General features: G+C 44.4%; 20 protein-coding genes and 1 pseudogene. 13 read left to right on the plus strand and 8 right to left on the minus strand.

Annotated elements, in window-relative coordinates:
* The first annotated feature begins 11 nt into the window (after positions 1-11).
* The 5 genes and pseudogenes from oppC (at position 12) to AND4_RS13355 (ending at position 5253) form a co-directional block, all read left to right on the plus strand.
* Entirely contained in the window at positions 12-914 is a 903-nt protein-coding gene (oppC, locus tag AND4_RS13335) for an oligopeptide ABC transporter permease OppC (RefSeq protein WP_009843503.1), read from the plus strand.
* A 30-nt stretch (positions 915-944) separates the two neighbouring features.
* The gene (locus AND4_RS13340; protein ID WP_009843504.1) at positions 945-1916 is read left to right on the plus strand and encodes an ABC transporter ATP-binding protein; all 972 of its coding nucleotides are present in this window, start codon (positions 945-947) and stop codon (positions 1914-1916) included.
* A pseudogene (gene oppF, locus AND4_RS13345) lies at positions 1913-2904 on the plus strand (murein tripeptide/oligopeptide ABC transporter ATP binding protein OppF). The gene AND4_RS13340 and the pseudogene oppF overlap by 4 nt, the downstream one beginning before the upstream one ends.
* A gap of 328 nt (positions 2905-3232) precedes the next feature.
* On the plus strand, positions 3233-4171 hold the full coding sequence (locus AND4_RS13350) for a phosphatase PAP2 family protein (RefSeq protein WP_241210258.1): 939 nt from the start codon (positions 3233-3235) through the stop codon (positions 4169-4171).
* Between the two features lie 137 nt (positions 4172-4308).
* Positions 4309-5253, plus strand: coding sequence for a glutathione S-transferase family protein (locus AND4_RS13355; RefSeq protein ID WP_009843508.1), 945 nt, complete (start codon positions 4309-4311; stop codon positions 5251-5253).
* Positions 5254-5387: 134 nt separating this feature from the next.
* Here AND4_RS13355 and pta read toward each other — a convergent pair whose 3' ends face one another.
* On the minus strand, positions 5388-7553 hold the full coding sequence (gene pta / locus AND4_RS13360; protein ID WP_009843509.1) for a phosphate acetyltransferase: 2166 nt from the start codon (positions 7551-7553) through the stop codon (positions 5388-5390).
* A 138-nt stretch (positions 7554-7691) separates the two neighbouring features.
* Positions 7692-8888 carry an acetate kinase gene (locus AND4_RS13365; protein WP_009843510.1) on the minus strand — a complete coding sequence of 399 codons (1197 nt, stop codon included), beginning with the start codon at positions 8886-8888 and terminating at the stop codon, positions 7692-7694.
* A 346-nt stretch (positions 8889-9234) separates the two neighbouring features.
* Here AND4_RS13365 and yfbV point away from each other — a divergent pair, with 346 nt between their 5' ends.
* Positions 9235-9687, plus strand: coding sequence for a terminus macrodomain insulation protein YfbV (gene yfbV / locus AND4_RS13370; protein ID WP_009843511.1), 453 nt, complete (start codon positions 9235-9237; stop codon positions 9685-9687).
* A gap of 471 nt (positions 9688-10158) precedes the next feature.
* Positions 10159-11619 (plus strand): diguanylate cyclase, encoded by a 1461-nt coding sequence (locus AND4_RS13375; RefSeq protein WP_009843512.1) that lies wholly within the window; start codon positions 10159-10161, stop codon positions 11617-11619.
* A gap of 80 nt (positions 11620-11699) precedes the next feature.
* On the opposite strand, the gene dusC is transcribed toward AND4_RS13375, so the two are convergent.
* Complete coding sequence (gene dusC, locus AND4_RS13380; protein WP_009843513.1) at positions 11700-12659, minus strand: tRNA dihydrouridine(16) synthase DusC; 960 nt, start codon at positions 12657-12659, stop codon at positions 11700-11702.
* 155 nt (positions 12660-12814) lie between these two features.
* Between dusC and AND4_RS13385 the strand changes: the two genes are divergently transcribed.
* Positions 12815-13423: an SEC-C metal-binding domain-containing protein gene (locus tag AND4_RS13385; RefSeq protein ID WP_009843514.1), complete on the plus strand. Its 609-nt coding sequence runs from the start codon at positions 12815-12817 to the stop codon at positions 13421-13423.
* Positions 13424-13499: 76 nt separating this feature from the next.
* On the opposite strand, the gene dsbB is transcribed toward AND4_RS13385, so the two are convergent.
* Positions 13500-14036, minus strand: coding sequence for a disulfide bond formation protein DsbB (gene dsbB / locus AND4_RS13390; RefSeq protein WP_009843515.1), 537 nt, complete (start codon positions 14034-14036; stop codon positions 13500-13502).
* 85 nt (positions 14037-14121) lie between these two features.
* A complete protein-coding gene (gene nhaB, locus AND4_RS13395) occupies positions 14122-15708 on the minus strand; it encodes a Na(+)/H(+) antiporter NhaB (protein WP_009843516.1) in 1587 nt (528 codons plus the stop codon).
* Between the two features lie 756 nt (positions 15709-16464).
* On the opposite strand from nhaB, the gene fadR reads away from it, so the two are divergent.
* Complete coding sequence (gene fadR, locus AND4_RS13400; RefSeq protein ID WP_009843517.1) at positions 16465-17304, plus strand: fatty acid metabolism transcriptional regulator FadR; 840 nt, start codon at positions 16465-16467, stop codon at positions 17302-17304.
* A 314-nt stretch (positions 17305-17618) separates the two neighbouring features.
* On the opposite strand, the gene metG is transcribed toward fadR, so the two are convergent.
* A complete protein-coding gene (gene metG, locus AND4_RS13405; protein WP_009843518.1) occupies positions 17619-19679 on the minus strand; it encodes a methionine--tRNA ligase in 2061 nt (686 codons plus the stop codon).
* Between the two features lie 160 nt (positions 19680-19839).
* Between metG and apbC the strand changes: the two genes are divergently transcribed.
* The 3 genes from apbC to AND4_RS13420 all read left to right on the plus strand — a co-directional run bounded on the left by apbC (position 19840) and on the right by AND4_RS13420 (position 24018).
* Positions 19840-20916: an iron-sulfur cluster carrier protein ApbC gene (gene apbC / locus AND4_RS13410; protein ID WP_009843519.1), complete on the plus strand. Its 1077-nt coding sequence runs from the start codon at positions 19840-19842 to the stop codon at positions 20914-20916.
* 179 nt (positions 20917-21095) lie between these two features.
* Positions 21096-21737, plus strand: coding sequence for a uridine kinase (gene udk, locus AND4_RS13415; RefSeq protein WP_009843520.1), 642 nt, complete (start codon positions 21096-21098; stop codon positions 21735-21737).
* 187 nt (positions 21738-21924) lie between these two features.
* Positions 21925-24018 carry an AsmA family protein gene (locus AND4_RS13420; protein ID WP_009843521.1) on the plus strand — a complete coding sequence of 698 codons (2094 nt, stop codon included), beginning with the start codon at positions 21925-21927 and terminating at the stop codon, positions 24016-24018.
* 161 nt (positions 24019-24179) lie between these two features.
* Here the strand turns inward: AND4_RS13420 and cobO are convergent, their stop codons facing one another.
* Positions 24180-24785, minus strand: a complete 606-nt coding sequence (cobO, locus tag AND4_RS13425; RefSeq protein WP_009843522.1) for a cob(I)yrinic acid a,c-diamide adenosyltransferase — start codon at positions 24783-24785, stop codon at positions 24180-24182.
* A gap of 116 nt (positions 24786-24901) precedes the next feature.
* Here cobO and AND4_RS13430 point away from each other — a divergent pair, with 116 nt between their 5' ends.
* Complete coding sequence (locus AND4_RS13430; protein WP_009843523.1) at positions 24902-25351, plus strand: low molecular weight protein-tyrosine-phosphatase; 450 nt, start codon at positions 24902-24904, stop codon at positions 25349-25351.
* Positions 25352-25412: 61 nt separating this feature from the next.
* Here the strand turns inward: AND4_RS13430 and AND4_RS13435 are convergent.
* Positions 25413-26058 (minus strand): SulP family inorganic anion transporter (locus AND4_RS13435; RefSeq protein WP_009843524.1); only part of this gene is annotated, 646 nt, incomplete at its 5' end.

Raw genomic sequence — 26058 nt, forward strand, 5'->3', positions numbered from 1 at the left:
GAAGTATGGTTATGTTAACGAAAAAAGAGAACCTTGAAGCGGTCGAGAAATTTGCAGAGAACCTGGAAGTTGAAGGCCGTAGTTTGTGGCAAGACGCCCGAATCCGCTTTATGCGCAATAAAGCAGCGATGGTGAGTTTATTCATACTCACATTGATGACTCTTGCGGTAATTTTCCTGCCAATGATAGCTCCCTATGCTTTTGACGATACCGATTGGTATTCAATGCACGTTGGTCCGAGTGCTGAGCACTGGTTCGGAACGGATAGTTTAGGTCGTGATATTTACGTACGTACGCTTATTGGTGGCCGTATTTCTCTGATGGTCGGTGTGTTAGGTGCGTTAGTGGCGGTTGTTATTGGTACGCTTTACGGCGCTACTTCTGGCTTTCTCGGCGGCAGAGTAGACCGTATCATGATGCGTATTCTTGAAATCTTATACGCAGTCCCTTTCATGTTTTTAGTGATTGTATTGGTTACCTTCTTCGGCCGTAACATTGTTCTTATCTTCGTCGCTATCGGTGCGATTGCATGGCTAGATATGGCACGTATCGTTCGTGGTCAAACACTAAGCTTACGCAGTAAAGAATTTATTGAAGCGGCACACGTCTGTGGTGTGAGCAAGTGGAAGATCATCACCCGCCATATCGTACCAAACGTACTAGGTATTGTAGCGGTATACTCAACGCTACTTATCCCAAGCATGATTCTGACTGAATCATTTCTTTCATTCCTTGGTCTTGGTGTACAGGAACCAATGACAAGTTGGGGCGCACTTCTACAAGAAGGTTCGCAAACAATGGAAGTCGCAATCTGGCAGTTGGCGTTTCCAGCAGCATTCATGGTTGTGACTCTATTCTGCTTCAACTACGTTGGTGACGGCCTGCGCGATGCGTTGGATCCAAAAGACAGATAATTAAAAATAGAAAGAATAAAGGAAGCAATGATGAGTTTATTAGATGTCAAAGATCTGCGCGTCGAATTTACCACGCAAGATGGTATCGTGACCGCAGTAAACGATTTAAACTTCTCCTTAAATCAAGGGGAAACCCTGGGTATTGTAGGGGAGTCTGGTTCAGGTAAGTCACAAACGGTATTCGCACTTATGGGTTTACTGGCAAAGAACGGTATTATCTCTGGTAGCGCGAAGTTCGAAGGTCGAGAAATCCTCAACCTTAAAGAGAAAGAGCTAAACAAGGTTCGTGCAGAACAGATCGCGATGATCTTCCAAGACCCCATGACGTCCCTTAACCCATACATGAAAGTCAGTGAGCAGCTTATGGAAGTGCTGATGATGCATAAAGGTATGGGCAAGGCAGAAGCTTTCGAAGAGTCGGTTCGTATGCTTGAAGCGGTAAAAATCCCAGAAGCTCGAAAGCGAATTACTATGTATCCGCATGAGTTCTCAGGTGGTATGCGCCAGCGTGTAATGATCGCAATGGCGCTACTGTGTCGTCCAAAACTGCTTATTGCGGATGAGCCAACGACGGCATTGGACGTAACGGTTCAAGCGCAGATCATGGATCTGTTGAACGAACTGAAATCTGAGTTCAACACTGCAATCATCATGATTACGCACGACCTTGGTGTCGTAGCGGGTTCTTGTGACAAAGTTCTGGTGATGTACGCAGGTCGTACCATGGAGTACGGCACAGTGAACGAAATCTTCTACAAACCAAGCCATCCGTATGCAGAAGGGTTGTTGAAGGCAATACCGCGTCTTGATACTGAAGGCGAGATCTTGCCAACGATTCCAGGCAACCCGCCAAATTTACTCCGCTTACCACCCGGCTGTCCTTATCAGGAGCGCTGCCACCGTGTGATGGACCGCTGTAAGCGTGAAGCGCCAACTCTGATGCCGTTCGCTGATGGCCGTCAGCGCGCATGTTTCTCTGAATGGGAGGCTTGGAACATATGAGTACAGATAAAAAACTGATTCTAGACATATCTGATCTGAAGGTGCACTTCAGCATTGCATCTAAGTCTGCATGGCCTTGGTCCAAGCCCTCAAGCGTAAAAGCGGTAGACGGTGTAAACGTTCGTTTATATGAAGGTGAGACGCTTGGAGTAGTGGGTGAGTCTGGTTGTGGTAAGTCGACGTTTGCTCGCGCCATTATTGGCTAGTTGAAGCAACTGAGGGTGAGGTGGTTTGGTTGGGACAAGATCTTACCAAGATGAAAGACGTACAACGCCGCGACACGCGTAAAGAAATACAAATGATTTTCCAAGATCCTTTGGCCTCTTTAAATCCGCGCATGACGGTCGGCGACATCATTGCTGAACCGCTGGAAACCTTCTATCCGGAACTGAGCAGACAAGAGGTGAAAGATCGAGTTAAAGAGATGATGGCGAAGGTGGGCCTGCTGCCGAATGTCATTAATCGTTACCCACACGAATTCTCCGGTGGTCAGTGTCAGCGTATTGGCATCGCTCGTGCTCTTATTCTAAAGCCTAAGATGATCATCTGTGACGAGCCAGTATCAGCACTGGATGTTTCTATTCAGGCTCAGGTAGTGAATCTACTAAAAGACCTGCAAAAAGAGCTGGGCCTTTCATTGGTCTTCATTGCGCATGATTTGTCTGTTATTAAACACATTTCTGACCGCGTATTGGTAATGTATCTCGGTAATGCGGTGGAATTGGGTGAATCGGAAGCCTTGTTTGCAAACCCAAAGCATCCGTACACACGTGCATTGATGTCGGCTGTGCCAATTCCTGATCCAGAATTAGAGCGCAACAAGAAGATCTTGATGCTAGAAGGGGATTTACCATCGCCCATTAGTCCGCCATCGGGTTGTGTGTTCCGCACGCGTTGCCCGCAAGCGACGCTTGACTGTTCGAACACTAAACCAAGTATTCAAGGCTCTGATGTTCACGCGGTATCTTGCCTACAGGTTAACGCGTAAAAAATTCAGGCTACAGTAACTAAGCGCGACCTCATTCGAGGGCGCGTTTTTTCTTTGGTTTGTTAACAAGCCCTTGTCAATGACCGTACTGTTTTTCTATAATATTACATGCTAACTTAATATATTATATAAACTAATGTTATCTACCTTAAGTCAGTCTATCCAATCCGGCAGAAGCAAAGTTTCACAAGAGTTACAGTGTGTATGTACGCTTCTTAAGGCAGATTTTCCTATCTTCGTGATGATCTCGATATTGGTGACGTTAATGTCGCTTTATGAATTCGCGAATGGCTACTCATATAGGGTTAAGCTTTTCAAGTATTGGGATATGATGTGTATTGGTGCAGTTGTAACTCTGTTTGTCTATACGGCCGTATACTTTTTCATCTTGCTTTCACGCTTGGAAAAACGCCCACTACTTTGCTTTTGGCATAAGCTTGTTTCATTATGGTCACAAAGGTCGAATCTGATTTCCGCTTTCGTACTGCTCAGTACGATAAGTGTCTTTCTTTCGAGCTTTTCTGCTATAAAAAGTCTGATCCCGCTAATTCATCCATTTGAATTTGATTCTCTATTTCATGATTTAGATATTTTGCTTTTCGCTGGGAGCGAGCCGTGGAAAATTTTCTACAGTGTCTTTGATTCTCCGCTTTCTACCATGATGATTAATATTGCCTATAACGTATGGTTTCTTTTGCTGTGGTTAACATTGAGTTATTTCCTGATCGCGAGAAATGCCAAAGCACGAATGCAGTTTTTACTAAGTTGGCTTTTGTGTTGGGCCCTGCTTGGTGGTGTATTAGCGACTTTACTTTCTTCTGCGGGACCGGCATTTTTGCATCGCTTAAATCCTGAAGATACTCGATACAATGAGTTAATGGCATTGCTCCAGTCGCATCATCAATGGTTAGTCGCCAATGACTGGCTGGGAATTTGGTCTCTCGGTACCCAAGAGATGTTATGGCAAGCCTACGACACGGGCAAAGAAATGCTTGGAAGTGGGATTTCTTCTATGCCAAGTATGCACGTCGCCATAGCGACCGTGATGGCGCTAGGAGGGTGGACGATAAATCGCTGTTTAGGCGCGGTACTTTGGTTATACACGGCTTTAATATTTGTAGGCTCTTTCGTATTGGGCTGGCACTATGCCGTCGATGGTTTAGTGAGCATACCTCTGACATGTTTGATTTGGTACTGTGTTGGAAAGTTTTTACACGTAACTAATCCCAGCTCCATCCCCTCATCATTGGGTGATTATGCGCGCTAAATTTGAAGTCCAATAGCGAAAAAAGAATTGTTCAGTTTGCTTAATCAAAAATTTCGAACAACTTAGCCAACTCCCTCTAGTTTTGAGAGCGTTGGCTTTTTTATACTGTTAGTAACAGTATAAATGAGGATCGAATGATGGGTAAGTTAATTAAAGGCGTTTGGCATGACGTATGGTACGAGACCAAATCAAGCGGTGGTAAGTTTATTCGTGAAGATGCAGGTTTTCGCGGCTGGATAAAAAATAAGCCTGATGCTGGGTTCCTACCGGAGTCGGGCCGCTACCATTTATATGTTTCCCTTGCCTGTCCGTGGGCGCATCGAACACTGATTTTTCGTCAACTTAAGGGGCTAGAAAGGCACATTGACGTTACTGTGGTATGCCCAGACATGCTCAGCGAAGGCTGGCAGGTGGGGTTACCTGAGCCGTTGTTTGGCCATACTCGTATGCACCAAATCTACACTCAAGCTAAGCCCGATTACACTGGTCGCGTTACTGTTCCGGTTTTGTGGGATAAAAAGACCAACACCATAGTGTCGAATGAGTCTTCTGAAATCATCCGTATGTTTAACTCTGAGTTTAACGAACTCACCGGGAACAACGATGATTATTACCCAGAGCAACTTCAAAGTGTGATTGATGAGTGGAACGATTACGTTTATCCAAACGTGAATAATGGTGTATACCGGTGCGGGTTTGCGACAACGCAAGAAGCTTATGAAGAGGCGTTCGATTCATTGTTTACTGCTTTGGATAAAATTGATGCACACCTTGCGACGCACCGCTACTTGGCTGGGAATAAAATCACAGAAGCAGACTGGCGCTTATTTACCACTCTCGTTCGGTTTGATGCCGTGTATGTAGGGCATTTTAAGTGCAATAAACAACGCATTGCGGATTACCCAAATATTCAGGGTTATTTGAAAGAGCTTTACCAAGTGGAAGGTGTGGCGGAGACCACCGATTTTTATCACATCAAGCGTCACTATTATTTTAGCCATATTGGTATCAATCCGACACAAGTGGTACCAAAAGGTCCTGAGTTAGACCTGAATTCGCCCCATGGTCGAGACTTAATCTAGATTGTTGCTCACTATGGTTGCTTAAACGTTGTTAAGAGCGGACTTGTTTGAGTATTTGGACTGCTTTAGCCGAGCACAAAGCAAAAAAAACCTCGCGATGGCGAGGTTTTAAGACTTTGCAGCAAGCAAGGTGATTAGTTAACTACTTTTTCGCGAGCTTGGTCAGCTTGATCTGCCTGAATCGCAGTTAGAGCAACTGTGTACACGATATCGTCTACTAGTGCACCGCGAGAGAGATCGTTTACAGGTTTGCGCATACCTTGCAGCATTGGACCGATAGATACTAGGTCAGCTGAACGTTGTACCGCTTTGTAAGTCGTATTACCCGTGTTTAGGTCTGGGAATACGAATACTGTCGCTTTACCTGCTACTGGAGAGTTAGGCGCTTTAGAAGCTGCCACATTTTCCATGATTGCTGCGTCGTACTGTAGAGGACCGTCGATCACTAGATCTGGACGCTTCTCTTGAGCAATCTTAGTTGCTTCACGTACTTTATCTACGTCTGCACCCTTACCAGATTCACCGGTAGAGTAAGAGATCATAGCTACACGTGGGTCGATACCGAATGCTGCCGCAGAATCAGCAGATTGGATAGCGATTTCAGCAAGCTGTTCCGCTGTTGGATCTGGGTTGATCGCACAGTCACCGTACACCAATACTTGGTCTGGTAGTAGCATGAAGAATACAGAAGATACGATAGACGCATCAGGTGCAGTCTTGATGATTTGGAACGGAGGAACGATAGTGTTTGCTGTGGTGTGAACCGCACCAGAAACTAGACCATCTACTTCGTTGTTCTCAAGCATCATTGTGCCTAGGAATACTGAATCTTGCAGTTTCTCGCGAGCAACAACTTCAGTCATACCTTTCGCGCCACGCAGTTCAACAAGACGAGCCACGTAGTTTTCACGAACTTCATCAGAGTTGATGATAGTTACGCCGGCACCTAGTGTTACGCCTTGCTGCTCCGCAACGCGACGGATTTCGTCTGGGTTACCGAGAAGCACACACTCAGCAATACCGCGTTCAGCACAGATCGCTGCCGCTTTAACTGTACGTGGTTCGTCGCCTTCAGGAAGAACGATACGCTTGCCAGCTTTGCGAGCAAATTCCGTTAACTGGTAACGGAATGCTGGTGGGCTGAGACGACGGGACTTTTGAGTCCCTTCAGTCATAGACTCGATCCAGTTACCGTCGATGTGACCAGCAACGTGTTCGTTGATGAACTCAATACGCTCTTTATCATCTGCAGGAACTTCGATAGAGAAACTCTGAAGGTTCAGAGAGGTCTGCCAAGTGTTACCTTGTGCTTTGAAGATAGGTAGACCTGTTTCGAATGCTGGTTTGCACAGACCTTCAATTTCTTCAGGAATGTCGTAACCGCCAGTTAGCAGTATCGCACCGATGTCAACACCGTTCATTGCTGCAAGTGATGCTGCAACAATAACGTCTGGACGGTCAGCAGAAGTGACTAGGAGAGAGCCTGGTCTGAAGTGCGCAATCATGTTTGGCAGAGATCGTGCACAGAAAGTGATGCTCTTGATTCGACGAGTGTTGATCTCACCTTCGTTGATGATGTCGGCGTTCAGGTGCTTAGCCATATCGGTCGCACGAGTCGCGATAAGATCTATGCTCCATGGTACACAGCCCAGCACACGAATTGGTGAAGTGTTGAAGATTTCCATCACTTTCATTTCGTTTTGCTTCGCGCTGTCTGCATCGTCAAAGATTTCAGATAAGTCAGGGCGAGTACGGCCCGCCTCGTCAACAGGTGCGTTTAGCTTGTTGATGATTACGCCAGAGATATTTTTGTTTTTAGTGCCGCCGAAGTTAGAACATGCTACTTCGATACGCTCTTTAAGCTGAGCAGGGTTATCAGTACCTGGGGTTGCTACAAGAACGATTTCTGCGCCAAGTGTTGCTGCAATTTCTGCGTTCACTTGGTTAGCGAATGGGTGCTTACGAGTTGGCACTAGACCTTCGATAAGTGTTACGTCCGCATCTTTGTTGATTTGGTTGTAACGCTCGACAACGGTTTCTAGCAGCTCGTCCATGTTGTCGTTACCAATGAGGTTTTCAGCAACAGACATCGCTAGTGGTTGACCTATCTTCATATCGCTGTTGCAGCCAACGATAGTTGAGGTTAGATCTGGTTGATCACCGCCAGAACGTGGCTGTGAAATTGGTTTGTAAAAAGAAACCTTAACGCCCTTGCGCTCCATTGCGCGAAGAACACCCATACTTACGCTAGTTAGACCAACACCAGCACTTGCAGGGATAAGCATAATAGTACGAGACATTCGAAGAGTACCTTTAGCTATTGGGAGATAAAAGCTCAACTCTTATTCCGTGAATCATTCAGAGAATAGGAGTTAAGCCCCTAAGAAATTGTTTGAAAGAAAAACAGGCTAGCCGAGTTGGCTAGCCTGTAAAACCAATTAAAGGCCAGTCAGACGTGCAGTGTCTTCAGCAATTACTAGTTCTTCGTTAGTCGAGATAACCATTGCTGGAATGCGGCTGTTAGCTGTCGTGATCGTACCTTCGCCGCCGAAACGAGCTTTCAGGTTAGATTCACCATCCACTTCGATACCGAAGATACCTAGACGGTTTAGAACCATTTCACGGATAGGGCCAGAGTTCTCGCCGATACCGCCAGTGAAAGTGATTGCGTCTAGACGACCTTCCATAGAAGCTGTGTAACCCGCTACGTACTTCGCTAGACGGTGACAGAACACGTCCATTGCACGTGTTGCTTCTTCTTTTTTACCGTAGTTGTCTTCAACAAAACGGCAGTCAGAAGTCACTTCAGTTAGACCAGCAAGACCAGATTCTTTAGTTAGCATGTTGTTGATTTGTTCAACAGAGTAACCCAGAGCGTCGTGCAGGTGGAATACGATAGCTGGGTCGATATCACCACAACGCGTACCCATTACAAGACCTTCAAGAGGAGTAAGACCCATAGAAGTATCTACAGATTGGCCGTTCTTAATCGCACAAACAGACGCACCGTTACCTAGGTGACAGTTGATGATGTTAACTTCCTCAACTGGCTTGTTTAGCAGGCCTGCAACTTCACGAGTGATGAATAGGTGTGAAGTACCGTGCATGCCGTAACGACGGATACCGTGTTCTTTGTATAGGTTGTAAGGAAGAGCGTATAGGTAAGACTCTTCAGGCATAGTTTGGTGGAACGCGGTGTCAAATACAGCAACGTTTTTAAGTTCTGGGAAGTTGTGCATAGCAGCTTCGATACCAATGATGTGCGCTGGGTTGTGAAGCGGTGCGAAAGTTGCAGCGTCTTGAATACCCTTAAGTACTTCGTCGGTGATCAGTGCAGACTGAGTGAACTGCTCGCCACCGTGAACGATACGGTGACCGATAGCGCCTAGGTTAGCTTTAAGCTCTGGCTTAGAAGCGAGAATAGTTTCAACCATGAACGCTAGTGCTTCTTCGTGTGCTGCACCGTCACCTAGTTGAGCTTCATGTTTACCATCAAGTTTCCACTTGATACGTGCTTCGGGAAGGTGAAGACATTCAGCAAGGCCTGATAGGTGCTCCGCACCTGTTTCTGCATCAACAACAGCAAATTTAAGAGAAGAACTACCGCAGTTTAAAACTAAAACTAGCTTAGACATGTGTGACTACCTGTTATTCGACTGATCAAAATCAGTTAAAGGATGAAAATTTAATCACAAGAATAGACGATACCAGGTATGGTTGCGCACTAATCTTGGTCAAGAATTGTTCTAATTCCGTATAAACGGGCAGTGGTGAACCCTTCCACCACTACGTAGCGATCCGTGCTGAATAAAATCTCGGAGTTGCTTAAATCGTAAATAACAGCAACAATGAGTTTGAGGGTCTGCAAAGGATAGCGATAATGGGCAATGATAACAAAAAAATTTTGAAAGGATATTAACTTTCATCAATTATTTGTGCCTTTAGTTGAAATATTCAACTATTTTTTAGTGAGAGAGCGGTATGAGTAAACAAGTCGGACTAATCCATAGCCTAAAAGATGGCCAAACATACATGGAGATCTGGCCGGTTCGTAGAGAACTGAATGCCATGTTTCCTGAACAACGAATTATCAAAGCAACGCGTTTTGGAATTAAAGTCATGCCAGCAGTCGCTGCGATCAGTGTGCTTACTCAAATGTCTTTCAACAATTATGATGCACTTCCTCAAGCCATCATAGTCGCATTGTTCGCAATTAGTATGCCCTTGCAAGGTATGTGGTGGCTTGGCAGCCGTTCCAACACTAAGTTGCCGCCGCAACTTGCGTCTTGGTACCGTGAATTACACCAAAAGATCATAGAAGCGGGGTTTGCCCTCGAACCAGCAAAAACTCGACCGAGATACAAAGAGCTTGCTATCATTTTAAATCGTGCGTTCCGTCAGTTAGACAAATCGGCGCTTGAACGCTGGTTCTAAATACCAGTATCAACCACAACCTTCGAAGTAGAGTGTGCTACGCTCACTCTCACTTTTCTGCGAGCAAATCTAAATCTGATCGCATTCCCCTTTTTGCGTAGTTGTACACAATGGCGCTTCTCATATCCATGATAATATATGGGTGTTGTCTTTTTTGTCGCATCGAGATTTCGTCAGTGTACCAAAATCGAGCTAAGCGCAAATAAGATTCTAGTGATTATCGACTATCCCCATGACACTTGTAGGTTGTACTACAAAATGCGTGTATCAATTATTAGACAAAGTGAGAATGTCAGCGGTAAATATCATTTTTCTGTCAATATCCCAACAATGAGCCGCAAAAAATGGCACAGAGAGTGACTTCGTATGTCTTCTTTATTAAGATTTGTTAATACATAAATATAACTATAAATAGCTTTTCGACGTTTTAGGCTTTCGGATGGCTCAGATTACTAGAAGCAATGGTGTTCAATGGGTAATAAAAGGCGATTTAGTCTAAAATTCGTCATCTTCTTTCCGCTTATCTTATTCTGCGTCGTCATTAGTGTGACAGCAAAGAACTATTACGATGCGATGAATCGATACGTTACATTAGAGTATGCTCAAATTGACCGTTCCATCGATCGTGCTATTAAGGTGCTGACTGCGCTTGATTACAGTTTTGTTAATTACTCGAATCCAGCACACCCTCTATTTAAAGAGCATAACTACAGGGTAAAGGATGGTATTTGCTATGTTTGGCCTATTGATGTTCTTTTATTAGAAAATAAGCACTCCGCTGGGTTACCTGCAGTGGATTTGAATTATATGATTGTAGGTGAAAAGTCACTCTGTGAACCAGGCAGTAAGCTGTTCAATTTAGCAGAAAAAAAAGCAGGTTTTGCACCATCACTCTCTTTCCTACATGATATTGAATCTTATATCGTTTCGATTTATTACATCGATAAAGAAGGTTACATTATCTCTTCCCCGGATACCTATGCTCAGAATTTTTCTCTGCAACTTTGGAATACGCTAAAAGCGAGGCCTTTTTGGCAAAAAACAGCTCAAGAGACGACGAAAGTAACTATGTCAGGCCCAGCGCCAATGTTGGACCAACATGATGGTCAAATTGTGAGTTTAAGTGTGCCTATTTACGAAGAGAGTGAACATCAAGGCTTCCTATCTATGGATTTTGATGTTGATGGCTTGTTAAAAGCCAATAAAAACTTAGCTGGAAAGCTGCACATTATTTCTTCGCAAATGAATGTACCTGATAATGCGTTACGCATAAGGCCGATAGAGCATGAACGTTTGAGTGCTGATCATCGAGTTTTCTATCAATATAACTTGTGGCAAGAGTTGAAGAATCTTTTGGCGTTTGAGAAATACAGTGTTGCGGTCGCTTTCTTTATTTACGTGCTAAGTACGGTGGCGTTGTTCCTTGTGAATACTCAAACAGAGCGTCGCTACTTCAAAGAGTTAGCCGCGAGGGACCCAATGACAGGGTTGTTGAATCGACGTGGAATACAAGCCGTGTGGCGCAACAAAATAACCAAGAAACACGTCGCGTTGGCGGTACTCGATATTGATGATTTTAAAGTAATCAACGACACCCATGGACATGATGTTGGTGATGACGCAATTCGTTTAGTTGCATCTTGCATCAGTGATAATATTCGCCATTCAGACGTGGCATCACGCTTTGGTGGTGAAGAATTTGTGCTCGCGATATACGATGAAGATTTTGAGAGTATGCTGCGAATTTTAGAGCGTGTAAGAAAAGCGATTGCTAAAAGCTCACGTAAGGTGGTGAAAGGGGGTTTTACCGTTTCTGGTGGCGTAGAGTTTATGTCTGCTGCTCAAATTGAGAGCTTCGATGAGCTGTTTAAGTGTGCTGATGAAAAGCTTTATTTAGCCAAAAGTACAGGCAAAAATAAGATCTGTCATTAAAAGTATGATAGAAAAAAGGACGAACTCATTGCCCTTTTGCTTATTCTTAAATCACCGTAATGCTAAAAATACTTTCGCTGTTATGCATTTCGAGATTGAAGCTCGTCGCGGTAATGTTGAATGTGTTCAACAATCGGTGCCGCTTTGTTGAATGTGCGGATTTCGCGGAACAATTCGTTTGCTTCAGGATAGGCTTGACGTAGATAAGAGAACCACTGTTTTACGCGGTTCGGGTAATACAAGCCTTTATCACCTTTCATCTCAAACTGAGAATAGTAAATAAGCAGCTCGACAACATCTGGCCAAGCCATTGGTTGGTGGTTGTATTTCACCATGTTACCAAGGTTTGGAATATTGAACGCCCCGCGACAAACCATGAGAGAGTCCACTCCAGTAGTCTCGATGCAGCGCTGTCCATCTTTAAAGTTCCAAATCTCACCATTAGCGATTAATGGGATGGTGAAACGTTCGCGGATCTGGGTGATGTAATCCCATTTGATCTCTGATGCTTTATAACCACCTTGCTTGGTACGAGCATGGACGGTCAGTTCGTTGGCACCAGCAGCTTGAATCGCGTCAACAATCTCAAAGCAGTCTTCAGGGTTTTCCCAGCCTAGTCGAATTTTTGCGCTAACAGGGATATTGCTCGGCACGGCATCACGACATGTTTTTACAATGCTGTGTATCAATTCTGGGTGCTGAAGAAGGGCGGCGCCACCTTTACTTTTGTTTACTAGTTTTGCTGGGCAGCCAAAGTTCAGGTCAATACCACGAGCACCTAATTTTGCCGCTTTTATCGCGTTTTCTGCTAACCAGTTAGGCTCTTGTCCAAGCAATTGAACATGAACAGGCACGCCAGATGCGGTTTGTGAGTCTTGAAGCAACTCAGGGCACAAACGATGGAATACGTGATCCGGTAACAACTGATCGATGACTCGAACAAACTCAGTCACACAAAGATCATAGTCGTTAATCTCGGTCAGGATTTGGCGCATTAAATGATCTAAAACGCCTTCCATTGGGCCTAATACAACTCGCATAGCTTGCCTAATACAATTTGGTAGTGAAAGGAGGGCGATTGTAGCGATGTGAGGGAAGTTTGTCATTAAAAGACTCATCATCGCAGGCGTACATCAACTGGCATCTTATTAGTCCTAGGGTATAATGCCGCCAAATTCATGAGAAAGCCGATGTCATGCAATACACATTAATTGAGAAGGGTGAAGTTCAACTTGAAGAATCTTCACTGTTTATGGAAGGGGCCATACTGGCTGCGAACTTGACTACAAAACCTTTGGCACCAGAAACGTGGCTAGAACCACTTTTAGGTGAGCGTTTTAAAGCGATCCAGACAATGGTTGAGACGCAAATTCACAAGCAGCACAATTATATCCTGTGTAACGAGTACTCGATTCTTGCGCTAACAGAAGATAATCTAGAGCACCTAGCGGATTTTGCTGAAGGCTTCATGTCTGTTTGGCCAATGATTGAAGAGCAGTGGGTTGATGTGGTCCTTAACGACGGCCTTGAGCGTATGCTTCAAGCGCTTTTGACAACGATGATGTTGGCAATTGATGAAGAGCAAACCCAGCAACAGATGCGTGAGGCGGGTATTGAAACGCCGCCAGCGCTTGTGGACTTAATCGAGCAGTTTGATCTGATGATCAACGAAGTTGCACTTGGTGCAGACGAATTGATGGTAGGTAAAAAGTCGAAGAGTTTGAACCCTTTCAAAGGTGTTGGGCGTAATGATCCTTGCCCATGCGAAAGCGGTAAGAAGTTTAAGCAATGTTGTGGTAAGTAATCGAATTACAAGAAAAAGCCGACCTCATGGTCGGCTTTTTTATATTCGTTTTCAGTGATTTGAGGTCGGAAAAACGTTACTGGATTGGATTATTTCGCTTACCGCGAACAAATTGCGCAATCACTATGACAGTTAAAGCGACCAAGTTACCTGCAAAAATGACAACAAGCCATTGAGGCATAGAAAGGCCAACGAACTGCCAAACAACTTTTGTACAGTCACCGTATGCTTCAAACATCCAAGGAACCCAATGGTTTAGTGGTGCCCAACTTGGGAACTTTACGAATAAGTCACAAGTCGCGAATGGAGAGGGGTTGAACTGATAGTCCACATGCTGCATTGCCAGCGTTAAACCTTTGTAGGCACTTGCTCCCCATGCTACTAGCGCAATCCAACGAACGAGAAGGTTATTCGGTGCAATAAGACCAATCAAGGCGGCAAAACCAATTCCCATCATTGCCACACGTTCATAAATACACATAACGCAAGGTGCGAGTGCCATAACGTGTTGGAAGAACAGGGCGCAGGATTCAAAAAAGATCATCGCCACGAGAAGAAGAAGCCAAGATCGGCGCCCTTTAGAAAATTGGTTTAGTGATGAAAAAATATTCACGGTTATAATCCTGTCTGAAATAGAAAAAAGCTCTGAATACTCAGAGCTTTTTAACTTGGATAAGTTTCCTAATCAACTGATATTTTTAGTGTCCAATTGACACAACGGGAGTCAGATCACCACTACTAGGTGATATCCAGCCAGCATCGTAGAAGAATGCTGTCGCGGGTTCTAAGAAGAAGATGATGCCCATCAAGCCAACCAGAGCCAGCACAATCGTGTACGGTAGAGCCATGATAACCATGCGACCGTAGGATAGACGAACTAATGGCGCCAATGCTGATGTGAGTAGGAATAGGAATGCCGCTTGGCCATTTGGCGTCGCAACTGAAGGCAGGTTAGTACCTGTGTTGATTGCCACTGCTAGCAGATCGAATTGTTCACGAGTAATTTGACCATTAACCAAGGCTGATTTTACTTCGTTAATGTAAACCGTACCGACAAAAACATTGTCTGAAACCATTGAAAGTAAACCATTGGCAACATAAAACAAGGCCAGCTGCATCCCTTTATCTTCAACGGCAAGTACTGAATCGATAACAGGTTTAAATAATTCTTGGTCAATGATTACCGCAACGACGGCAAAGAATACAGCAAGCAATGCGGTAAAGGGCAGAGCCTCTTCAAACGCTTTGCCCATCGAGTGCTCTTCAATCACACCTGTAAATGAGGTTGCGAGAATGATAACGGAAAGGCCGATTAGACCAACGGCTGCTAAGTGCAGGGCAAGTGCTGCAATTAACCAAACTGCGATTAGACCTTGAACCCAAAGCTTTGCCACGTCCTGTTTGGTACGGCTTTTACGCTCCTCTCGGTCAAAATCGACAAGAATTTGACGAACATTATCAGGCAGCTGTGCACCATACCCACAAATCTTTAGCTTTTCTACTAGTGCGCAAGTGAGCATGCCGCAGAAAAAGACCGGGAGTGTTACAGGTGCCATTCGGATCAAAAACTCACCAAAGAACCAACCTGCTTGGTCAGCAATGATCAAGTTTTGCGGTTCACCAACCATTGTAGTAACACCACCTAGAGCAGTACCTACACCAGCGTGCATTAGCAATGAGCGTAGGAATGCGCGATAGTTTTCAAGATCGTCACGAGTAAGCTCAGTGATGGTATCATCTTGCGTATGGTCGTGGTCACCGATAAGGTTACCAGATGCAACTTTGTGGTAAATTGAATAAAATCCAACGGCAACGCTGATGACAACCGCAATCACGGTCAGCGCATCGAGGAATGCTGACAGAAACGCTGCTGCGAAACAGAATGCAAGTGAGAGTAATATTTTAGAACGGATACCAAGCAAGATCTTTGTGAAGATGAACAGCAGAAGCTGTTTCATGAAGTAAATACCTGCAACCATGAATACCAAAAGTAGAAGTACTTCGATGTTCGCGACCAGTTCGTGTTTCACCTGAGCTGGACTCGTCATCCCAATAGCAACCGCCTCGATTGCAAGCAAACCACCTGGCTGGAGTGGGTAACATTTCAGCGCCATTGCCAGAGTGAAAATGAACTCTGCTACGAGCAACCAGCCTGCAACAAATGGGTCAATAAGGAAAAAAACAATTGGGTTGATAATTAGAAAAGCAATAATGGCAACTTTGTACCAATCAGGCGCTTTGCCAAGAAAGTTCTTGATAAAGGCATTTCCGAGCGACATCGGCATGATAATTCTCTTTATAACAAAATTATGAATAGACACTGTACCCAAGTGACTTCAAGATGCAGGACTCAGAGCGTTGTCATTGATTCGAGTTCAAGGAAAACAACGCATCTCGAGGTGACTTGGGTATACAATAGTGCTTAAGTATTCGTTTATTAGACTTATTATCTAGTCTTTAAAACAGTAACTTAAGAAAACAACAATCCATTGTCTCACTGTAGTCTTGCCAAGTTACTTCCTCTGAACTTAAGCACCGCTCACTTTCGACCGCACTCTACACCCCAGCATTTAACAGTCAATAACAACAAGTGATGCTAACGATTAAAGCCGCTTTTTATCCGTAATAACGCGATCAAAACGGCGACATTGTACCATGAAAAGGTTAAAAACAATCACTTCTGAAATTAAAACCAGGTCAATAACAATAAATGATCAATTAAGAAAGGGGATTAATCGTAAAACCTAAATTTACATTGCATATTTTGAGTATAAAAGTGTGACCTGGCGGGTTTTATTTTTCTTGTACTTGTGAGTGTTAGCAATCAACTAAAATAGGAATTTTGTGTGTTTCATTTCCAGTGATCAATGCGTTGATTTGAATATATACCCAGCATCTTGAGGTTGCTTAGGCATATTGATCTCGTTTCTGACAACATTGAGATCTCGTTTCATTTATTGATTGTTAATTTTCGGAAATCGTTAAGTAGTGGTATGATGAGTACCATCAATCCTTAGAAATCAATATTGGATAAAAACAGAATGGTCATTAAGGCTAAGAGCCCTGCGGGTTTCGCAGAAAAATATATTATCGAGAGCATTTGGAACGGCCGTTTTCCGCCTGGCTCAATTTTACCCGCTGAACGTGAGCTATCTGAACTTATTGGTGTTACTCGTACAACCTTACGTGAAGTCCTTCAGCGACTCGCGCGCGATGGTTGGTTGACTATCCAGCATGGTAAACCGACCAAAGTTAACCAATTTATGGAGACTTCTGGCCTTCATATTTTGGATACGCTGATGACGCTCGATGTCGATAATGCAACAAACATAGTCGAAGACTTGCTCGCAGCGCGTACGAACATCAGCCCTATCTTTATGCGCTATGCTTTTAAAGCTAATAAAGAAGCATCTGAACGTACAATCCAGAACGTGATTGAGTCGTGTGAAGCGCTTGTTAATGCGCCTTCTTGGAATGATTTTATTGCCGCCTCTCCTTATGCTGACAAGATCCTGCAAAGCGTAAAAGAAGATAACGAAAAGGATGAAGCCAAGCGCCAAGAAATCCTGATTGCTAAGACGTTCAATTTCTACGACTACATGCTGTTCCAGCGTCTAGCGTTCCATTCTGGCAACCAAATTTATGGGTTGATATTTAATGGCTTGAGAAAGTTGTATGACCGAGTGGGCAGCTTCTACTTCTCAAACCCAGCTTCACGTGATTTGGCTCTGAACTTTTATCGTCAATTACTGGAGACGTGTCAAACGAGTCAGCGTGATCAACTACCAATTTTGATCCGTCATTACGGAATGGAAAGTGCACAAATTTGGAATGAAATGAAACAAGAATTGCCGACTAACTTCACAGAAGATGACAGCTAACGGTCCTTTGGTCCTTAAGGTTTCAACGAAAAAGCTGTAGGTATTGCCCTACGGCTTTTTTTATATGCATTCGCTCAGCGGACTAAGCAAGCATAATCGGATTGAAGTTAAGTAAAGGGAACCAATGATGTCTGTTCGTATTGAATTTAGGTATAAGTATTATGATCGATAAGAAATCATCGATATCGTAGAGCCCTCCTTAAATATTCTCATTTAAAGATGGAATCGAACGCTTATCAAACGTTGGAATTTGGTCCAAAAAAATCCCCGCCGAGTTGGGCGAGGATTTTTAAGTTACGTCACTGGGTAATGAATTACATCACGCGCATACCTGGTTGAGCCCCTTCATGTGGCTCTAGGATCCATAGGTCGCTGCCGCCGGGGCCTGCTGCTAATATCATGCCTTCAGATATACCAAACTTCATTTTACGAGGTTTTAGGTTTGCAACCATGACGGTTAGTTTGCCTTCTAGCTCTTCAGGTTTGTACGCTGACTTAATGCCAGAGAACACCTGACGAGTTTCCCCACCTATATCTAGTTGGAACTTAAGTAGCTTGTTTGCTTTTGGCACTTCTTCACACGAGATGATGCGAGCAATACGCATATCAACTGCTGCGAAAGCATCAAAATCAATCTCCTCAGCGATTGGATCTTTATCGAGTTCAGTTTGACTCGCTTTATTCTTTTCAGCTTCCGCTTTTTCTTTCGCTGCCATTTCAGCGGCTGCGTCTTCTTTAGATGCTTCGATCATCGCTTCGATGTTCTTAGGATCGATACGGTTGAATAGCGCTTTAAATTTAGTAATCTCGTGACCTGTGAGCGGAGCAGCAATACCTTCCCAAGTGAGTTCTTGGTTAAGGAACGCTTCAGTACGTGCTGCTAGTGCAGGCATCACTGGTTTTAGGTAAGTCATCAGGACGCGGAACAGGTTAATACCGACAGAACAAATCTCTTGTAGCTCCTGATCTTTGCCTTCTTCTTTTGCAACAACCCAAGGTGCCTTTTCGTCAACGTATTGGTTCGCTTTGTCTGCTAGCGCTGTAATTTCACGGATAGCACGACTAAATTCACGAGTTTCGTAAAGCTCGGCTATGCGGCCAGCTGCTGTAACGAATTCGTTATAGAGCTCAGGCTCTGCAAAGTTTTCAGCGAGCTTGCCTTCAAAACGCTTAGAGATGAAGCCTGCGTTGCGAGAAGCGAGGTTAACAATCTTGTTAACTACATCTGCGTTAACACGCTGCGTGAAGTCTTCAAGATTAAGATCTAGGTCGTCAATACGGCTGTTCAGTTTTGCCGCGTAGTAGTAGCGCAGGCACTCGGGATCTAAGTGGTTCAGGTAAGTACTTGCTTTAACAAACGTCCCTTTAGACTTAGACATTTTCGCGCCATTTACGGTGACATAGCCGTGTACGAATACGTTGTTTGGCTTGCGGAAGCCAGAACCTTCCAGCATCGCTGGCCAGAATAGTGAGTGGAAGTAAACAATGTCTTTACCGATGAAATGGTAAAGTTCAGCCGAGCTATCCTTCTTCCAGTATTCGTCGAAATCTAGACCGTCAGTTTTGTTACATAGGTTCTTGAAAGAAGCCATGTAGCCAACTGGTGCATCTAGCCATACGTAGAAGAATTTGTTCTTCTCACCAGGGATTTCGAAGCCGAAGTAAGGTGCATCACGTGAGATATCCCACTGTTGCAAACCAGACTCGAACCACTCTTGCATTTTGTTAGCGGTTTCAGATTGGAGAGATCCAGAACGAGTCCATTCTTTTAGCATGCTTTCGAACTGTGGAAGGTCGAAAAAGAAGTGCTCAGAGTCTTTCATCACTGGAGTAGCACCAGAAACTGCTGATTTTGGTTCGATCAGTTCCGTTGGGCTGTACGTCTCGCCACAGTTATCACAGTTGTCACCGTATTGGTCTTCTGACTTACACTTAGGACAAGTGCCCTTGACGAAACGGTCCGGTAGGAACATTTCTTTTTCAGGGTCGAACAGCTGAGAGATAGTACGGCTAGAGATAAAGCCATTTTTCTTCAGCTCAAGGTAAATGTGAGAAGCGAGCTCGCGGTTCTCTTCCGAGTGCGTACTGTGGTAGTTATCAAAGCTAATATCAAAGCCAGCGAAGTCTTTTTGATGTTCTTCGCTTACTGCAGCGATCATCTCTTCTGGCGTAATCCCCATCTGTTGTGCTTTTAGCATGATTGGCGTGCCGTGAGCATCGTCTGCACAGATGAAGTTTACAGTGTTACCGCGTAGGCGTTGGTAGCGAACCCAGATGTCAGCTTGAATGTGTTCAAGCATATGACCAAGGTGAATCGAACCATTAGCGTACGGAAGGGCACAAGTTACCAGCAGTTTTCTTGGATCGTTTGCCATACTTAATAATCGCTTCTAGATAGGTATAAAAAATAGAGAGTAATACTACCCCATGAGTTCCCTGACGCCAAGGTATCAAACTATGGATTGCCTCAGTTTTTTTGGGGTTCTGAATCTTATCGCTGAGTGCTAGGATTAGACGGATAATAAAGGAGGCCTCATGCACCAGTTCACTTCAAAACAAGACGTTTGCCATTGGCTAAACCAGTTCCAACACCCTCAGTTGGTGGAAAGTTGGGCGGATACTCACGGTATAGTTGTGATCCCAGCACAAGGCGGTATTCATATTACTTTTCCGTTTGCGAGTAACGAACTACAAGCGGCATTGTATGATTGGATCAAAGAGCAACAGACATCAGGTGATGTACCAGTATTTGATTTCCAAATCGAATTCGGCATAAAAGCACTTGAGACGCAGGTTACTAACGCAGTGCAGGGGGTAAAGAACATCATTGCTGTCAGCTCAGCCAAAGGGGGGGTAGGGAAGTCGACCACGGCAGTAAACCTTGCTCTAGCGATTGCACAATCGGGTGCTAAAGTTGGTTTGCTGGACGCTGATATTTATGGGCCGTCGGTCCCTATGATGCTCGGTCAAGAAAATGCTAAGCCTGAAGTTCGCGATGCGAAATGGATGGAGCCTATTTTGGCCCATGGTATCTATACTCATTCTATCGGTTACTTGGTCGACAAATCAGAAGCGGCAATCTGGCGTGGCCCTATGGCTTCTAAGGCATTATCGCAATTGTTGACAGAGACCGATTGGCCAGAACTCGACTACTTGGTGATTGATATGCCGCCGGGAACGGGTGATATTCAGCTGACGCTTTCACAGCAGATTCCAGTAACGGGTACCGTGCTTGTCACGACACCCCAAGATCTGGCACTAGTCGATGCGCGTAAAGGTGCGGCGATGTTCCATAAAGTTAATGTACCAGTCGTGGGAATCGTAGAGAATATGAGCTTCCACATCTGCAGTCATTGTGGCGCTTTAGAGCATATTTTTGGAACAGGTGGTGCAGAAAATATGTCACAAGAGTTCGGTTTGGCGCTGTTAGGACAAATACCACTCCACATCTCGATGCGAGAAGACATTGACGCCGGCATTCCGACAGTAGCGCGGCGGCCAAAAAGTGAGCATGCTGATTACTATAAACAGCTTGCCGATCGTGTGTGTTGCACAATGTACTGGCAAGGCAAAACCAAGCCTGATGCAATCAGTTTTACTATGGTGAACTGAGTTTTATATCACCAATGACTGAATGTTATACATGTAAACGTTTGCTTCAGGTTTAATTCTGCGAGTAGGTAGAAACTTATAATGAAACCCTAATTCCACTAGTAACGAAGGAGGGAACTCCCTATAATCAGGCGGTTTATCTCTTTATATGACTAGAAATCATCATCGGGTGCAAATTAATGTCTGATAATAATCAATGCGTCATCGTCGGTATTGCTGGCGCTTCTGCTTCTGGAAAAAGTCTTATCGCGAGCACAATCTATAATGAACTTCGCGAGAAAGTGGGCGATCATCAAATCGGAGTCATCACGGAAGATTGCTACTACAATGACCAAAGCCAGTTGAGCATGGAAGAGCGTGTAAAGACTAACTACGACCACCCGAGCGCGTTGGACCACGACCTACTCTGTGAACATCTAGAGCAGTTGGTACGTGGTGAAGCTGTAGAAGTACCGGAGTACAGTTATACAGAGCACTCTCGTACAAACAATACTACGCCAATGACTCCTAAAAAGGTGATCATTCTTGAAGGTATTTTGCTTCTTACTGACCCACGCCTTCGTGACCTGATGCATGCGACTGTGTTTATGGATACGCCTCTGGATATCTGTTTACTCCGCCGTGTGAAACGTGATGTGGAGGAACGTGGCCGTACAATGGAATCTGTTCTCAAGCAATACCAACAAACAGTACGTCCGATGTTCATGCAATTTATCGAACCTTCTAAACAATACGCGGACATCATCGTACCTCGCGGTGGTAAAAACCGTATCGCAATCGACGTTCTGAAAGCGCATATTGCAAAACTTTTGAAAGCTTAAGCCCTTAGACGGCTATATCACTTTATTTTTGTATGAAGAAGTGGCACTTTAGGTGGCACTTCTTTTTTTTGTTTTTAAATTAGTCAGTTGTAATGCAAAACCGGACGTTTTTTCGCTTTTGTTGAACTGTCAGAGCTAAACTAAGTCTGTGTTTATAATTGTAAAAAATCGAGCAAGGAAAAAGCGAATGAAAAAACTGCTTCTAATTATTGCCATACCAATTGTGGCGATTTTGGCCGTGATTCTAGGGTTAGTGATTTTTGTTAATCCGAACCAATTTAAGCCACTTATTGTAGAGCAAGCTCAAAAACAAACCGGATTAGAGCTGGTGATTGACGGTGATATCAGCTGGCAGTTTTTCCCGTCGATAGGCTTCGAGCTTGGTCGTACTGAATTGAGAAACCCACAAGGCTTCAGCCAACCTAACCTGTTTAAAGTTGAAACGGTCGGCGTGGATGTGTCTGTTGCTCCTTTACTAAGTAAACAACTGGAAATTGGGAATGTCACTCTTGATGGCGCTGAGTTCTACCTTGAAACGTTGAAAGATGGTACCAAGAACATTGATGCGCTAACCAAAGCACAAACTCAGCAAGCAGAAAAAACGACGGAAGCAACGCCAGAGCGAGCGGCAGACTCTAAGAGTGCGGCTTCTGATTGGACGATCAATTTGGCTGGCGTCACCATCTCTAATGGCTATGTTGAAATCCAAGATAAGCAAGCGAGTAGCTACACTAAGCTGTCTGATATTTCTTTAAACCTTTCTCAATTTGCCTTTGATAGCTGGACAACGGCAGACTTTGGTATGAAAGGTGAAATGAATGATCAGACGTTCACAGCGCAAGGTAAAGCGGATTTCAAGCTGGCGAAAGGTTTAACGAGCTATGCTCTGAAAAACGTCAACTTCGATGCAACTTACCGCGATCCTGCCAACAAAATTGAATCTGCTACCATTGGTTTAGAGACGTTCGAATTCGATAAAGTAAACAACCTAAGCTACGCATTAAAAGGTGATGCTGGTGGCATGAAGCTCGATATGCAAGGTGGCGGTGAGCTAAACGTCGACAAGGCAATCAGCAAAGTGCAATTGAACAAGCTGACGTTGAACTCAACGTTTGAAGGAGAGGCACTACCGCAATCACCAATGAAAGTCGATATGGCTTCAGATCTCTCTTTCGATCTCACTAAGAGTCACTTGAGCTTTGTGTTGGAAAAGCTAACAGCAAATGCCATTGCATTGGATGGTAAAGCAGACGTGACCTTAGGTGAGATCCCCAAAGTACGTTTTGCAGTGCATAGCCCTAATATCGACTTGGATGAGTTCCTTGGCTTGAACCAACAAGCGCCAGCGGGTAATGGGAATAAACCGGTATCAGGTGGTAAAAATGAATCTGTTGGTCAAGAAGTCGAACCGGATCTCTCTGTGCTAAAAACACTTGATTTACAGGGTGATATTGGCATTGATAAGTTTAAAGCGGCCAATGCGAAGATGGAGGCGGTGAGAGCGAGCTTTTCTATTGATCGTGGAGTGTTCGATCTTTCGTCATTCAGCTCTAGCCTGTACCAAGGAACGATAACTGCAACGGCTCAACTGGATGCACGAAAATCACCAGCGACTTACTCAGCGAAGAAATCAATTAAGGGTGTTCATATTCAACCACTATTGATCGATGTCGCAGATAAAGACATGGTGGAGGGCACAGGTAACATTGATGTAAACGTGAGTGGTAAAAGCCTAACGCCAACAGGCATCAAGAATAACCTTGTAGGTACGATTGCTATCAATTTTGCAGACGGCGCTGTGAATGGTATTAACGTTGCTCAACTTATTCGAGAAAACTACGCGCGATACAAAGGCCAAAGCCTTGAAGGTACCAATGAAGTTAAAAAAACTGACTTTAGTACCATGACCGCGACGTTAAAATTGAACAAAGGCGTGGTCGCGACGGATAATCTGCAAGCACAGTCTCCACTTCTTCGTATTCGTGGTAAAGGTACAGCGAACTACTTGAACGAAACGGCCGACTTCACTATTAGCACCTCGATTGTGGGATCGTTAGAGGGGCAGGGTGGTAAGAACATTGATGAACTGAAGGACATCACTGTCCCTATCAACGTTTCAGGTAAGTGGGCGGATCCTAAATTCAAGCTGGTCTTTGATGACGTCTTGAAGCAAAAAGCCCAGAAAGAAATCGACCGAGGTATAGATAAGCTAACCGACAAAATAAAGGACGAGAAAACCAAAGAAGCCGTAGACGGTTTGTTGAAGAATCTATTTAACTAACGGACTGAGGTTAACAACGGGTCCTATCAATCAAAATTAAAGGGTTGGCATAGAGCCAACCCTTTTTAGTTTTTCTAAAGCCCAATCTAGAGTTTTTTCTGTGCTAATTATGCCCACTTATAGAGATTGAGGTAACATTTTTTATGGAAGAGGTTAAGCGCTTACCAGTCTACTCCCTTCAGTGCTTTAACACCGGAGTCAAAAGCGTGCTTTACGTTTTTTACTTCTGATACTGTGTCTGCCATTTCAATCAAAGTACGGTGCGCGCCGCGACCAGTAATGACGACAGATTGCATTTTTGGGCGCTTGTTCAATGCTTCGACGACTTCATCTAAGTCGATATAGCCATAACTTACCATGTAAGTTAGCTCATCAAATAAGATCACATCGATTGATTCGTCTGCAAGCATACGTTGACACTCCTGCCAAACCAGTTGAGCCGCCTCGGTATCGCTCGTTTTGTTTTGTGTTTCCCAAGTAAAGCCTGTTGCCATCACTTGAAACTCTACCCCGAGCTTTTCGAGAAGATTACGTTCACCGTTGTCCCATGTGCCTTTGATAAATTGAGCGACAGAACATTTTAATCCATGGCCAACGGCACGTGCGATAGTGCCAAACCCAGAAGTCGATTTGCCTTTACCATTACCAGTGATGATCAATAGTAGGCCTTTTTCCTCTTGGGCTGCGGCGATCTTAGCGTCCACCTGTTCTTTTACTTTCTGTTGGCGAGCCTTGTGGCGTGCTTGTTTGTTTTCTTCGATAGACATAAGTGTCATTAATTCCTTTGTGTGCTTTACCCGTGCCTGCTTGGGTTCATCGAATTCTCTCGCTATGATAAACCAACAGTTATAGAAGAAAAACCATCGAAAAGTCAGGGAATAAAATGAAGAAATTACTCGTTGTTTGTATGGGAAACATTTGCCGTTCGCCGACAGGTGAAGCAGTATTGAAAGCAAAAGCCAAAGAACTCGGGGTTGAAGTGAAGGTCGACTCGGCAGGAACCATAGGTTTCCACGCGGGAAACCCTCCTGATGTGCGTTCTATGCAGGCAGGAGAGCAGCGAGGTTATTCGTTCAAAGGGATACGTTCTCGTCAAGTAACGGTCGAGGAGTTTGAACGTTTTGATATGGTGCTCGCAGCTGACAGAACAAATCTGGCTGATCTGCTCGATATTTGTCCGGTAGAACATCGTCATAAAGTATCGTTGTTTTTAAGTCACGCTGATTTGGAGTATGACGAAATTCCTGACCCTTATTACGGTGGGGATGTAGGCTTTGAGCTGGTGCTTGATTTGATTGAAGCGGCGTCGGAAGTGATTTTGAGAAAGCTCTAGATATTGACAAGGCATCTGATAGAAAAAAGGGATGAGCCATGCTCATCCCAGTGCTATTTCATTAACCTGCAAGTATGTCAGTTGCAACCTTGTAGCTTGGGTCTTCTTTCACGTTGATTTCCACCAAGCTACCGGCTTTATCTAGCAGCTTACGGCAGTCTGGGCTCAAGTGACGCAGATGAAGCGTTTTGCCTTGTGTCGCGTAACGTTCTGCTAGCGTCTCGATCGCCTCTATCGCTGAGTGGTCAGTTACGCGAGAGTCGGCGAAATCGACAATGATGTCTTTAGGGTCGTCTTGCGCGTTAAACAGCTCCAGGAAGTTTGCTGCAGAACCAAAGAATATTGGACCGTGGATCTTGTACTCTTTAGAACCTTCTTGGTTCAAACAAGTGTCTGCGTAGATGTGTTTCGCATGTTGCCATGCGAACATCAGCGCTGAGGCGATGACACCAATGGCGACTGCCACAGCCAAGTCAGTAAGCACAGTGACGACAGTGACAAGAACGATAACGAAGAAATCTTGTTTAGGTACGCGGCGCGCGAGTTTAAAGGTTGCCCATTCGAATGTGCCAATGACGACCATGAACATAACACCGACCAGCGCAGCCAGTGGAATCATTTCAATCAGTGAAGAAGCAAACAAAATAAACACAAGCAAAGCCGTTGCTGCAACGATGCCTGATAGACGGCCGCGACCACCAGAGTTA

This window comes from Vibrio sp. AND4, assembly GCF_000171815.1.
Lineage (GTDB): Bacteria > Pseudomonadota > Gammaproteobacteria > Enterobacterales > Vibrionaceae > Vibrio.

Excerpts from the sequence above, each read along its gene's own strand:
- oppC (WP_009843503.1), top strand. The coding sequence starts at position 12 with ATGTTAACGAAAAAAGAGAACCTTGAAGCGGTCGAGAAATTTGCAGAG.
- AND4_RS13340 (WP_009843504.1), top strand. The coding sequence starts at position 945 with ATGAGTTTATTAGATGTCAAAGATCTGCGCGTCGAATTTACCACGCAA.
- AND4_RS13350 (WP_241210258.1), top strand. The coding sequence starts at position 3,233 with ATGATGTGTATTGGTGCAGTTGTAACTCTGTTTGTCTATACGGCCGTA.
- AND4_RS13355 (WP_009843508.1), top strand. The coding sequence starts at position 4,309 with ATGGGTAAGTTAATTAAAGGCGTTTGGCATGACGTATGGTACGAGACC.
- pta (WP_009843509.1), bottom strand. The coding sequence starts at position 7,553 with ATGTCTCGTACTATTATGCTTATCCCTGCAAGTGCTGGTGTTGGTCTA.
- AND4_RS13365 (WP_009843510.1), bottom strand. The coding sequence starts at position 8,888 with ATGTCTAAGCTAGTTTTAGTTTTAAACTGCGGTAGTTCTTCTCTTAAA.
- yfbV (WP_009843511.1), top strand. The coding sequence starts at position 9,235 with ATGAGTAAACAAGTCGGACTAATCCATAGCCTAAAAGATGGCCAAACA.
- AND4_RS13375 (WP_009843512.1), top strand. The coding sequence starts at position 10,159 with ATGGGTAATAAAAGGCGATTTAGTCTAAAATTCGTCATCTTCTTTCCG.
- dusC (WP_009843513.1), bottom strand. The coding sequence starts at position 12,659 with ATGCGAGTTGTATTAGGCCCAATGGAAGGCGTTTTAGATCATTTAATG.
- AND4_RS13385 (WP_009843514.1), top strand. The coding sequence starts at position 12,815 with ATGCAATACACATTAATTGAGAAGGGTGAAGTTCAACTTGAAGAATCT.
- nhaB (WP_009843516.1), bottom strand. The coding sequence starts at position 15,708 with ATGCCGATGTCGCTCGGAAATGCCTTTATCAAGAACTTTCTTGGCAAA.
- fadR (WP_009843517.1), top strand. The coding sequence starts at position 16,465 with ATGGTCATTAAGGCTAAGAGCCCTGCGGGTTTCGCAGAAAAATATATT.
- metG (WP_009843518.1), bottom strand. The coding sequence starts at position 19,679 with ATGGCAAACGATCCAAGAAAACTGCTGGTAACTTGTGCCCTTCCGTAC.
- apbC (WP_009843519.1), top strand. The coding sequence starts at position 19,840 with ATGCACCAGTTCACTTCAAAACAAGACGTTTGCCATTGGCTAAACCAG.
- udk (WP_009843520.1), top strand. The coding sequence starts at position 21,096 with ATGTCTGATAATAATCAATGCGTCATCGTCGGTATTGCTGGCGCTTCT.
- AND4_RS13420 (WP_009843521.1), top strand. The coding sequence starts at position 21,925 with ATGAAAAAACTGCTTCTAATTATTGCCATACCAATTGTGGCGATTTTG.
- cobO (WP_009843522.1), bottom strand. The coding sequence starts at position 24,785 with ATGTCTATCGAAGAAAACAAACAAGCACGCCACAAGGCTCGCCAACAG.
- AND4_RS13430 (WP_009843523.1), top strand. The coding sequence starts at position 24,902 with ATGAAGAAATTACTCGTTGTTTGTATGGGAAACATTTGCCGTTCGCCG.